We start from the raw sequence: 11,847 nt of genomic DNA, 5'->3' as shown, positions 1-11,847 counted from the left end.
ATCCCATTCTAAAACAGAATGGGATTTTTTTTATAAGATCAAATCACTGAGAATCGCATATATGATTTTCGTTTGAACATAGAATCAAATATTGAATTTTTGACCATTTTCAGCAAAAACAAAAAAGTCCCATTTCATTGCGAAATGGGACTTTTTTTTATTAGTTCTCTCGACTGAATTCTGCAGTCTGAAAACTGAGTACTTTTATTACTTGTTTCCTTTCTCGAAATCAGCAACAAATTGTGCCAAACCGATATCAGTCAATGGGTGTTTCAATAAACCGTAAATTGCAGATAATGGCCCTGTCATTACATCAGCACCGATTTTTGCACAGTTTACGATATGCATAGTGTGACGTACAGAAGCAGCCAAAATTTGAGTTTCATAACCGTAGTTATCATAAATCTCTCTGATTTCTTCAATCAAAGCCAAACCGTCTGTAGAAATATCATCCAGACGACCAATAAATGGAGAAACATAAGTAGCACCCGCTTTGGCTGCCAATAAAGCTTGTCCTGCAGAAAATACTAAAGTAACATTAGTTTTAATTCCTTTATCAGAAAAATATTTAGCCGCCATAACACCTTCTTTTGTCATTGGCAATTTAACCACGATTTGATCGTGCAAATCAGCTAATTCTTCACCTTCTTTAATCATTCCGTCGTAATCCAACGCATTCACTTCGGCACTTACATCTCCTTCAACCAAATTACAGATGTCGACATAATGCTTCAAAATATTGTTTTTTCCTGTAATTCCTTCTTTAGCCATCAAAGATGGATTAGTAGTAACTCCATCTAAAACACCTAATGCTTGTGCTTCTTTAATTTGAGCTAAATTAGCCGTATCAATAAAAAATTTCATAATATAATATATTTAATTGTGTTCATTTCTTGGGCGTGTTTGCCGAAAAAGCAAACCAGGCTTTCCGCTATATCTTTTATTTTTTAAAGAAAAAAATAAAAGGATGTCGCTTCAATCCTTCACGCAATTTTTTTGCAAAATTACAACTTATAATTATCTATCAGAATTCTTTTTATTTAATTCTTTTAGTTCATCTCTAATTTCTTCAAGAACATTAAGCATGTCTGCGTTATAAAGTTCTGAATTATTTATTCTGTCACTCAATGATTTCAAAATTTTTCGAATAATAAACCAAGAAACTATAATGATTAAAACCCATAAAATAATTGGCAACATTTCGGTATTCATTTCCATAATTTTATAAGTTATAATGATTCATAAGCATTTTTTCATATACTTTATCTGGAAGTATTCTTTTCAAGACAATAGAGAACTTTTGCATAAAAGCACCAACTTTATAATGAATTTTTGGCTTTGAATTTTGAATGACGGCATAAACTGCTTCAGCCATTTCATTAGGATTGCTTCCACTGTCCACATGCTCGTCCATAGTTTTAAGATTATTTCCGTAAGGTATTTCATAAGCAGAACCTTTTATTACAGGAGCATGAAAACGTCCCGCCGCAATATTGGTGGCAAAATCACCAGGTGCAATATTTGCAATTTGAATACCAAATGACTTCACTTCCATGCGTAATGCCTCTGTAATTAATTCCAAAGCCCCTTTCGAAGCCGAATAAATACTACGATAAGGCAAGCCCATATAACCAGCAATTGAGGTGATATTTATTATTAATCCCGATTGCTGCGAACGCATTTGTGGCAAAACAGCTTTCATCACTTCAATTGGACCAAAAAAATTGGTTTCAAAATTATTTTTGATTTCCTCCATCGGAATTTCTTCCAAAGGTCCTGTTATACCAACCCCAGCATTATTAATCACAACATCCAGTCTTCCTGAAATCTCTATAATTTTATCAACAGCCGAATGAATGGAATCTGCATTTCTTACATCCAAAGTAATTAAAGGAAAAATCGAATTAAGAACTCGTTCAGGATTCCTGCTCGTGCCATACACCACAAATCCTTTATGATGCAAAAATTCCCCGATAGACTTCCCAATTCCCGAAGAACCTCCTGTAATTAAGACTACTTTATTCATTAACTATAAATTATGGTTAGGGTAAAAATAAAAAAATCCTCCCGAAGGAAGACTACTTTTGTATAATTCTTGAAAAGAATATGAAATAAAAAAAATGGCAAGCGATCTACATCGCACCGCTCAACCACGTACCCTTGCTATGTTCCCATCCTGGGGGAGTCTGCAGGAGCTGGTCGTGTAGGACTTGCCGGTGCAAATATACAATCTTTTTATATTTTTGCAAGGGCTTTGCCTCTTAAAATTATCGTTGTATATTGGCTTTTTAAAATTTCAAAACTATGAAAAACTATAACTTCCTATTTATCATTTTCTTAGGAATCATTTTATCCAATTGTGGAAACACAAAAAATGGTGAAAATTCTATATTTACCTTTGATAATTCCAATTATAAGGCACATTATATCTCTGATGATGCTATTTCGTTGGGTATTTTAAACCCAAATTCTAAAGAAATTGACAGTATTGTCTATTTTGTAAACGATAAAAAAGTAGGTTTCAAAAAAGGAAATGAGAAACTAAACTTCAACTTGAAAGATCAAAAACTGGGTTACCAAAATCTTAAAGCTTTAGTTTATTTTGGAGGTGAAAACTCTGCGGCTACAGCAAGAATTGAATTGGTTTCTAATGTAACTCCGAAATTAATAAATTATAAAATCGTAAATACTTATCCTCACGACACCGCTTCATTTACCGAAGGTTTCGAATTTCACAATGACACACTATGCGAAAGTACCGGACAAAAAGGGACATCCTATTTTAGAAAATACGATTACAAAACCGGTAAAGTTTACAAGCAAATTGATTTAGATTCGATGTACTTTGGGGAAGGAATAACCTTTATAAACGGTAAATTATACCAATTGACCTGGCAAGAAAAAACGGGTTTTATATATGATGCCAAAACATTTAAACTGGAAAAAACTTTTACTTTTGAGAAAGACATTGAAGGCTGGGGAATGACTAATGATGGTACCTATATATATCAAACTGATGGAACGGAAAAAATTTGGAAAATGGATCCAAAAACCCAAAAGATGATGGACCATATAAATGTATATTCTGGAGAATCCAAAATTAAAGCCATCAATGAATTGGAATGGATCAATGGTAAAATTTACACCAATGTTTGGCAAAAAGATGCTATTGCTGTCGTAAATCCAAACACAGGTGCAGTAGAAGGAATTTTGAATATGTCAGGTTTACGTAAATTTTTGAAAGTTACACCTGATGATGTATTAAATGGAATTGCCTACAATCCTAAAACAAAAACCATTTTTGTAACTGGTAAAAATTGGAATAAAATGTTTGAAATAACAGTTTCTGAATAAATTTAAATGACAACATTAATAGTTAATATTAAAGAACTGCTTCAAGTCCGCGAAAATTCCATTTCAAAAGTATCTGGAACTGAGATGGCTATTTTGCCAACAATTAAAAATGCTTTTTTACTTATCGAAGACGACTTAATTGCTGATTTTGGGTCTATGGACGATTTTCCTAAAATTAATGCCGATACCACTATTGACGCAACAGGAAAAACAATCCTTCCATCTTGGTGTGATAGCCATACCCACATCGTGTACGCCGGTAATCGCGAACAAGAATTCGTGGATCGCATAAATGGAATGACCTATGAAGAAATTGCCAATCGAGGTGGCGGAATATTAAATTCGGCAAAAAAACTTAACGAAACCTCAGAAGAAGAAATTTATATCCAATCAAAAGCACGTCTTGAAGAAGTAATGCATTTGGGAACCGGTGCAGTCGAAATCAAATCGGGTTACGGTCTCACCGTTGAAGGAGAACTCAAAATGCTGCGTGTAATTCAACAATTATCACAAAACTATCCGATAACCATAAAAGCGACTTTTCTTGGTGCTCACGCCTTCCCTACTGCTTTTAAAGACAATAAAAAAGGTTATATAGATTGCATTATTAACGAAATGCTTCCTGAAATTGCCAAAAAAAAATTGGCCGATTTTATTGATGTCTTTTGCGAAACAGGCTACTTTTCAGTCGAAGAGACCGAACAAATTATGGAAGCGGGAATTCAATTTGGCTTAAAGCCAAAAATTCATGTGAACCAATTCAATTCTATTGGCGGAATTCAAGCTGGTGTAAAACACAATGCCCTTTCGGTAGATCACCTTGAAATAATGAAACCAGAAGACATAGAAACCTTAAAAAATACAGAAACAATGCCGGTAGCTTTGCCTTCTTGTTCCTATTTTTTAAGTATTCCTTACACCCCAGCACGCGAAATTATTGCTGCTGGACTTCCTTTGGCTCTTGCTACTGATTATAATCCCGGCTCTACCCCATCGGGAAATATGAATTTTGTAGTTGCCACAGCTTGTATCAAAATGAAAATGACTCCCGAAGAGGCCATAAATGCTGCAACCTTAAATGGTGCTTATGCCATGGGAATTTCCAAAACCCACGGAAGTATTACCAAAGGCAAGAAAGCCAATTTAATCATCACAAAAGCAATACCTTCCTACTATCAATTGCCATATGCTTTTGGTAGTAATCTAATTGATAAAGTAATGCTCAATGGTAAAATTATTGAATAATAATTTTTAGCTTTTTAAAATATAAGTCAAAAAAGAAGGGCGAAATTCAAATTGAATTTCGCCCTTCTTTTTCAAAAAAACATGCTTATTATCTTAAAGAGAAATTAGTTGAAGAAACCAATTGATCCTTATCGAAAACATTTACGGAATACAATCCTTTAGCAAAATCTTTTCCAGCTAAATCCTGAGATACCTGAACAGTTTTGTTTTCATATTTAACGCTAGAAACAAAACTATATGACAAAGTTTTATCTCCAAAAGTAACCGTTTTAGCATCTCCTAAAACATTATTTTTACTGTCAATAACTTGTACATAATAATCTTTATCACCTGATTTTGCTATAGAATTTTCAGCGATAGTGAAGCTAATTTTAAGAACATCTGCTCTACTTGCTTTATCTGTTGCGATTTCTTTACCCGAACTTTTTAATTTATAAGCTGCAGTTTGCAAGTTCAAAACTGATAATTTAGATCCTTTATCAACTGTTTTTGCTAATTCTTCATTTTGCCCAACTAAAACTTCATTAAATTTTTGTGCTTGACCCAAAACAACAACTGTACTATCACGTTGGTTAGTCAACGTCACGTTTTGTTTTTTCAAACCTTCATTTTCTTTCATCAATTCACTCATGTGAGCTTGCATAGTACGAACCTGACTTTTGTATTTTGATAAATCACCATTAGATTTTTTTAGTTCATCCATCAAATTAACGACTTTATCCCTTTCTTGAATTAATTCCTCAGACATCGAGGTATTTTCTGCAATAGCGGCATCATAAGTCGCTTTTAGATCTTGTAAATCTTTCATAACCGATTCTTTTTCAGAACCAACTTTTACAACTTCGGTATGAACAGCTTCAACTTCAGAAGACATTTTAAAAATATAAACTAAACTCCCTACTAATAAAATAGCTAAAACTGCTATGACAGCTTTTAGACTTGAATTGTTTTTTTGATTTTCCATGTTAAAATATAATTGTTTTTTACAAATTTAATAATATATATAACGCAACTTAACACAATTATATTATTTTTGAAAAATATATTTTTTATGGAAAAACTTATTACACTCAGTATTAACGACCTAGCCAAAATCACCAATCATCGAAGTGGTGAAATTAAATTTGGTGAAAAAATACTTACAATTCCAAAGAACACTGACCCTATAGACTTTATAAAATCAAGTGAAGCCAAATTTGTCTTATTTGGAATTCCGGAAGACATTGGTGTTAGAGCTAATTATGGAAGACCTGGAGCGGCATCAGCATGGGAAAGTGCCATCAAAAGTATAGCCAATATACAACATAATCGTTTTTCAAAAGGCAACCAAATTATTGCTTTAGGTCAGCTGAATGTAAAACAAGAAATGAAAGAAGTCGAAAATCTAGATTTCAATGATATCGATGATCGTTCTAAATTAAGTCAATTGGTCGAAAAAATTGACAAAGAAGTTTCCCATATAATTTGCAAAATAATACAGTGTGGTAAAATCCCGATAGTTATTGGTGGCGGACACAACAATGCATACGGAAATATCAAAGGAGCAGCACTTGCCAAAGGAAAAGCCATAAATGCTGTCAATTTTGATGCCCACTCCGATTTTAGAATTTTGGAAGGGCGCCATAGCGGAAATGGTTTTTCGTATGCCTTTGAAGAAGGATTCTTAAAAAAATATTTCATTTTTGGACTACATGAAAATTATACTTCCAAAAGTGTTTTGGATATAATAAAAAAGATCGAAGATAGAGTTCGATACAATACTTATGATAGCGTTAACATCCGAAAAGAAAAAAACTTTGATCAAGAAATGTTAACAGCCCTTGATTTTATTAAAAATGACCCATTTGGAATCGAAATTGATTTGGATGCCATACCAAATATTGCGAGCAGTGCGATGACTTTAAGTGGTTTTTCAATCGAAGAACTGCGTCAATTTGTTTCTTTTTTCGGAAAAAATAGGAATGCAACTTATTTGCATATTTGCGAAGGAGCCCCAGACTTAGGTGAAGACAAAAACAATCATTTGATTGGGAAACTGATAGGTTATTTAGTAACCGATTTTATGAAAGCACAAAATTCAATTGTATTATAAATTTTACATTATCGTTAGCGAAATTCAAAATTAATAGGCATCAAAAATAATAACACTATCTTTGCACACTTATCTATGTACTTATTACAAGATATTTAATACAAAAAATATGTTATTCGAAGATTTATCACTTTCAAAAAGTATACAAAGAGCCGTATTTGAAGAAGGCTATACAGAAGCAACACCCATACAAGAGCAATCTATTCCAATCGTTTTGGCAGGAAGAGATTTGGTAGGTTGTGCACAAACTGGAACAGGAAAAACAGCGGCTTTTGCAATACCAATTATACATCAATTACATCGAATCGTAGGGTCATCAAAAAAAGCCAAAGTAATTCGTGCACTTGTAGTTACTCCTACAAGGGAATTAGCAGTTCAGATTGGACAAAGCTTTGACACCTATGGTAAATATACCAACTTGACACAATTAACAATCTTTGGAGGTGTTTCTCAAAACCCACAAGTAGATGCTTTAAAAAACGGAGTCGATATCTTAATTGCCACACCAGGACGTTTATTAGACCTACACAAGCAAGGTTTTATCGATCTAGATCACTTGCATACACTGGTACTAGATGAGGCCGATCAAATGCTTGATATGGGTTTTGTTAATGATGTCAAAAAAATTGTAAAGCTTACACCAAAAAACAGACAGACACTTTTCTTTTCTGCAACGATGCCAATCGCCATTCGTGAACTGGCCGAAATGTTTCTTACAGACCCTGAAACAGTTACAGTCTCCCCCGTTTCATCAACAGCAGAAAATGTAGAACAACGTGTATATTTTGTTGAAAAAACAGAAAAAAGAAACTTATTGTACCATTTGATAAAAAATGAAAATCTATCAGATGTTTTAGTTTTTTCAAGAACAAAACATGGAGCTGATAACGTGGTAAAAGCATTGAGAAAAAAAGAAATTCCTGCCGAAGCCATACACGGTGACAAATCCCAAAATGCAAGACAACGTGTTCTAGATGCTTTTAAGAATAAAGAAGTCGGAGTTCTTGTGGCTACTGATATTGCTGCTCGTGGTATTGATATTGACCAATTGCCTTTTGTCATCAATTTTGATTTACCCAATATTCCGGAAACTTACGTTCACCGTATTGGAAGAACGGGTCGTGCCGGAAATGGAGGAATTGCAATCTCTTTTTGCAGCAAAGATGAAAAAGATTACTGGAAAGACATCCAAAAATTAATTAAAGTAGATGTTCAGACTATAAATGACCATCCCTATCCTTGGCATTCTGGAAGTCCTACAGAATCTCCAAATGCTCAGAAAAACTCAAACCGAAGCGGTGGCGCACATAAATCGAGAAAATCAACAACATCAAAACAAAATAAAAAGCGCTGGTACTAAATTCTTTTTATTAGGACAATTGTAAAAAAAAACATTTTAATCTAAGATTAAAATGTTTTTTTTTGTTAACTAAATATCAAAATAAAAACATAAAAAAAGGTATTAGTATCAAACAACGCTTTTTGTTTTTAAAATAAGACAATTAATAATTTTAAATAACTGAACTACTTCAAAAGGTTTTACAATAATATCGTTTATTCCAGCCATAATTGCTTCATCCGTAATTTCGTTTTTATCAAAGGCTGTCAAGGCAATTATTGGAGTTTCGATACCTTTTTGTCTTATTCTTCTTGAAGTTTCAAATCCATTCATCAAAGGCATGTTAATATCCATTAAAATAATATCAAATTCTTCAGTTTCCAAAATTTCCAAAGCCTTAAAGCCATCTTCTACTACCACACACGAGTAATTGTTCTTCTCTATGGTTCTCTTGGTAATCAATTGATTGATAGGATTATCTTCAACAACCAACACTTTAAATACTTGACTAGAAGTCATATCTACCTGAATATTATTTATGATATCAATAGTTTTGTCTGCATTAAATTCAAAATTGATAAGAAAACTAAATGCTGTCCCTTTTCCTAATTCACTTTCAACAACAATCTCGCTACCAAAAAGTTCTAATAATCTTTTAACTATTGGCAAACCTAAACCTGTCCCCTGATAATCTAATTCCTTTCTTCCTACTTGAACAAATTTATCAAATATTTTTTGTTGGTCTAAAGAGGCGATACCAATACCATTGTCTTTAATTTTAATCTCTATAGAATGTGTTTTGTCTCGTATTTCAACTTGTTTGGCAATTATATTTACTTCTCCATTTTTAGTAAATTTCAAGGCATTGCTAACTAAATTCATAAGAATTTGGGCGAATCTCAATTTATCTCCTATTAGACTTTCCGGAATTAATGGATCGACATCTATATATACTTTATTGTTGTTTTTTTTAGCAATAAAAGACAATGAATTTTTTATCATATAAAATTCATCTGTCAAATTGAAAGTCAAACTATCCAATACAATCTTATTTTCTTCAATTTTATTGATCTGTAAAATATCATTAACCAAAGACAATAAATAACGTGCTGAAAATTTTAAGGAGTTTAAATGTGGACTTGAAGCAAGCTCTTTATGCTCTTCCAGTAATAAATCAGTAATACCAACAACCCCATACAATGGCGTTCGCAATTCATGGCTTATTGTAGAAACAAATTGTGTTTTTAGAATAGATGATTCTTCTGCTTTTTTATTTGCTATAATCAATTCTTCATTGGCAATCATCAAATCTGCATTTGATTTTAATCTAAACTTATTATTTTTAATCAATGAGTTCAGGAAAAGCAACAAAACAAAAATTGCGATTATAAAAAGTAACACAATGATTCTTGATTTTTTCAAACTTTGAAATTGTAAATCCTTTTCATTTTCAATTTTATCAATGGTCCTTCTGTATTCATCCAATTCAAAGTTAATTCCTTCTACATTTGCCTTTTCTAACTTTTCTTCGGCATAAATTTCATCATTGAGTTTAGTGTAAATATCTAGATTTTCATATGCTCTTTTATAATCCTTTCGTTTCAATAAAAATTTAGAATACTCCAAATGAGAAAATGACAAATCCGATTTTTCATTTAGTTTTTTTCCAAGCCGAATGGCCTCTTTAAAATAAAAATCAGCTTTTGTATCTTCATTTTTAAAATTCCAATACATGCCGTTAAGCATTTTTAATACAACAATAATTGAATTATTATTGTGCCTTTTATAATAGGCATTAATCATTTTCAAATTCCCTTCACCCTCTTGAAACTTACCGATATCAAAAAAAGCCCAAGCAATATTGAGATTAGTAAAAGCCATTTGAGAAGAATCGGGTATTTTTTTACTGTATTCTAGTGCCTTTCTATAATAAACCACCCCTTTTTCGTATTTCTTTTTTTCAAAGCAATACATATTTCCAAGATTATTATTAATCCTTTGTTTTATAGTGTCATTTTGAGTAAGATTGGCATAAATCAAGGCTTTGTTGTAGTAAAAAATAGCCTTGTCAAATTCAACTAAATCATTATAATTAGCTGCAACATTATTATAATTTTTGGCAATAAGAACATTGTCATGTATAGCTACAGCTTTGCGCAAAGCCAACCTTGAAATCAACAAAGATTTTTCAAAATTACCGGATTCGCGTAGCTCAGTAGCTTGATTTGTTAATTTATCAATTACTTTTTTGGTTGGTAATTGCGTTTGGCCAAATGCAGTACCTAAAAAACTAAACCACAAAATAATTAATAAAACTATTCTTATTCGGGGCATAAATAGCAGTTATTTCTTCAAATATACGTCATAATCTATAGATATATCACATTTTAATTCAGAAAATTTTAGAAATATAACACTAAGTTTGATAAATAAAAAAGCAGTTACATTTGAGTTGTAACTGCTTTTTTTCAAAAAATCATATATTTATATTTTTAATATTTAAATCAAATATTAATGACTTAAAATTCTATTTTAACTATTTTGTTTTCTTTCTTTTTCATCTTCCCATTTTCCAACTACCGAAGTTGCCAAAGCATTACCTAAAACGTTCGTGGCACTTCTAAACATATCACAAAAATGATCTATCGGCAATATTAACGCAATACCCTCAATTGGTATTTTAAACATTCCACAAGTAGCAGCAACAACTACCAAACTTGCTCTAGGAACTCCAGCAATCCCTTTACTGGTAAGCATAAGGACAAAAAGCATTGTGAACTGAGTAGGATAATCCAAATGTACTCCATAAGCTTGCGCAATAAAAATTGCCGCAAATGTCATATACATCATACTCCCGTCCAGATTAAACGAATAACCCAATGGTAACATAAAAGATACTATTTTGTCTTTTACGCCAAATCGTTCCAATTCTTCTGTAAGTTTTGGAAAAACAGCCTCAGAACTAGTTGTACTAAAAGCTATAACCAATGGACTCACGATATGTTTCAACAATACTTTTATTCTTTTTCCCAGAAAAAGTACCCCTACAAAAATTAATACTATCCAAAGCGTGCCAATACCAATTAAAAATGAACCGAAGAATTTGAAATAAGTAATTGCTAATTCCTGAAAATCGCGAACAGCAAATACTCCTGCAATAGCACCAAAAACTCCAATCGGAGCAAATTTCATTACAAAATTTACCATTTTTAAAACAATATGTGAAGTTCTATCCAAAAAATCGGTCACTGGTTTTGCATGATCTCCAACTGATGCAGCTGCCAATCCGAAAAATATAGAAAATACTACAATCTGCAAAATTTCATTGGTAGCCATTGCTTCAAAAAGGCTTTTGGGTACAATATGCTCAATAAAATTTTCAAAAGACAAACTTTGAGTTTTTGCCGTAACATCTGTAGCCGAAGCTAAATCGACATTAGACAAATTTAAACCAACACCCGGTTGCAATAAATTCACATACAACATTCCAATTAATAATGAAATAAATGAAGCTGTAAAGAACCAGGCTAAGGCTTTTCCCCCAATTCTACCAACCGTTTTTATATCCCCTAATTTGGCTATTCCCACTACTAAAGTTGTAAAAACTAATGGTGCAATAATCATTTGTACCAATCTAATAAAAATAGTAGCTAACATTTTTATTTTATTGCTGAATTCTTGTGCACTTTCTACTGCAATAGAGTTGTGAATAATAACACCTAAAACAGCTCCTAAGAACATCGCGGTTAAAATTTGGCCAGTAAGACCTTTAAAGAAAGATGGTTTTTTGGTTGTAATTGTAGTCATTTAATTAATT

Annotated in this window: 10 protein-coding genes and 1 other RNA gene; 4 read left to right on the top strand and 7 right to left on the bottom strand. The window is 32.3% G+C overall.

Going from position 1 to position 11,847, the window contains the following annotated elements:
* Positions 1-207: 207 nt before the first annotated feature.
* The 4 genes from fsa to ffs form a co-directional block, all read right to left on the bottom strand.
* Complete coding sequence (fsa, locus tag HQN62_RS10825) at positions 208-864, bottom strand: fructose-6-phosphate aldolase (RefSeq protein ID WP_111410476.1); 657 nt, start codon at positions 862-864, stop codon at positions 208-210.
* 153 nt (positions 865-1,017) lie between these two features.
* Positions 1,018-1,212 (bottom strand): hypothetical protein, encoded by a 195-nt coding sequence (locus tag HQN62_RS10820; RefSeq protein ID WP_173504369.1) that lies wholly within the window; start codon positions 1,210-1,212, stop codon positions 1,018-1,020.
* Positions 1,213-1,222: 10 nt separating this feature from the next.
* Positions 1,223-2,026 (bottom strand): SDR family oxidoreductase, encoded by an 804-nt coding sequence (locus tag HQN62_RS10815; RefSeq protein ID WP_173504368.1) that lies wholly within the window; start codon positions 2,024-2,026, stop codon positions 1,223-1,225.
* A 92-nt stretch (positions 2,027-2,118) separates the two neighbouring features.
* An RNA gene (ffs, locus tag HQN62_RS10810) (signal recognition particle sRNA small type) lies at positions 2,119-2,216 on the bottom strand.
* A gap of 88 nt (positions 2,217-2,304) precedes the next feature.
* Between ffs and HQN62_RS10805 the strand changes: the two genes are divergently transcribed.
* Positions 2,305-3,354, top strand: coding sequence for a glutaminyl-peptide cyclotransferase (locus HQN62_RS10805; RefSeq protein ID WP_173504367.1), 1,050 nt, complete (start codon positions 2,305-2,307; stop codon positions 3,352-3,354).
* A 6-nt stretch (positions 3,355-3,360) separates the two neighbouring features.
* A complete protein-coding gene (gene hutI, locus HQN62_RS10800) occupies positions 3,361-4,599 on the top strand; it encodes an imidazolonepropionase (protein ID WP_173504366.1) in 1,239 nt (412 codons plus the stop codon).
* 88 nt (positions 4,600-4,687) lie between these two features.
* On the opposite strand, the gene HQN62_RS10795 is transcribed toward hutI, so the two are convergent.
* Positions 4,688-5,563, bottom strand: coding sequence for a hypothetical protein (locus HQN62_RS10795; protein WP_173504365.1), 876 nt, complete (start codon positions 5,561-5,563; stop codon positions 4,688-4,690).
* An 87-nt stretch (positions 5,564-5,650) separates the two neighbouring features.
* Between HQN62_RS10795 and HQN62_RS10790 the strand changes: the two genes are divergently transcribed.
* Complete coding sequence (locus tag HQN62_RS10790; RefSeq protein WP_173504364.1) at positions 5,651-6,691, top strand: formimidoylglutamase; 1,041 nt, start codon at positions 5,651-5,653, stop codon at positions 6,689-6,691.
* 109 nt (positions 6,692-6,800) lie between these two features.
* Positions 6,801-8,051 (top strand): DEAD/DEAH box helicase, encoded by a 1,251-nt coding sequence (locus HQN62_RS10785; protein WP_173504363.1) that lies wholly within the window; start codon positions 6,801-6,803, stop codon positions 8,049-8,051.
* Between the two features lie 108 nt (positions 8,052-8,159).
* Here HQN62_RS10785 and HQN62_RS10780 read toward each other — a convergent pair whose 3' ends face one another.
* Positions 8,160-10,364, bottom strand: a complete 2,205-nt coding sequence (locus HQN62_RS10780) for a response regulator (RefSeq protein WP_116795234.1) — start codon at positions 10,362-10,364, stop codon at positions 8,160-8,162.
* A 198-nt stretch (positions 10,365-10,562) separates the two neighbouring features.
* Positions 10,563-11,837: a dicarboxylate/amino acid:cation symporter gene (locus HQN62_RS10775; RefSeq protein ID WP_116795235.1), complete on the bottom strand. Its 1,275-nt coding sequence runs from the start codon at positions 11,835-11,837 to the stop codon at positions 10,563-10,565.
* Positions 11,838-11,847: the final 10 nt, after the last annotated feature.

Origin of the sequence: Flavobacterium sp. M31R6 (assembly GCF_013284035.1) — a bacterium.
Taxonomy (GTDB): Bacteria; Bacteroidota; Bacteroidia; order Flavobacteriales; family Flavobacteriaceae; genus Flavobacterium.
This window is presented reverse-complemented; position numbering and strand designations above follow the sequence as displayed.

Coding starts and splice junctions, on each gene's coding strand:
- fsa (WP_111410476.1), bottom strand. CDS start 864: ATGAAATTTTTTATTGATACGGCTAATTTAGCTCAAATTAAAGAAGCA.
- HQN62_RS10820 (WP_173504369.1), bottom strand. CDS start 1,212: ATGAATACCGAAATGTTGCCAATTATTTTATGGGTTTTAATCATTATA.
- HQN62_RS10815 (WP_173504368.1), bottom strand. CDS start 2,026: ATGAATAAAGTAGTCTTAATTACAGGAGGTTCTTCGGGAATTGGGAAG.
- HQN62_RS10805 (WP_173504367.1), top strand. CDS start 2,305: ATGAAAAACTATAACTTCCTATTTATCATTTTCTTAGGAATCATTTTA.
- hutI (WP_173504366.1), top strand. CDS start 3,361: ATGACAACATTAATAGTTAATATTAAAGAACTGCTTCAAGTCCGCGAA.
- HQN62_RS10795 (WP_173504365.1), bottom strand. CDS start 5,563: ATGGAAAATCAAAAAAACAATTCAAGTCTAAAAGCTGTCATAGCAGTT.
- HQN62_RS10790 (WP_173504364.1), top strand. CDS start 5,651: ATGGAAAAACTTATTACACTCAGTATTAACGACCTAGCCAAAATCACC.
- HQN62_RS10785 (WP_173504363.1), top strand. CDS start 6,801: ATGTTATTCGAAGATTTATCACTTTCAAAAAGTATACAAAGAGCCGTA.
- HQN62_RS10780 (WP_116795234.1), bottom strand. CDS start 10,364: ATGCCCCGAATAAGAATAGTTTTATTAATTATTTTGTGGTTTAGTTTT.
- HQN62_RS10775 (WP_116795235.1), bottom strand. CDS start 11,837: ATGACTACAATTACAACCAAAAAACCATCTTTCTTTAAAGGTCTTACT.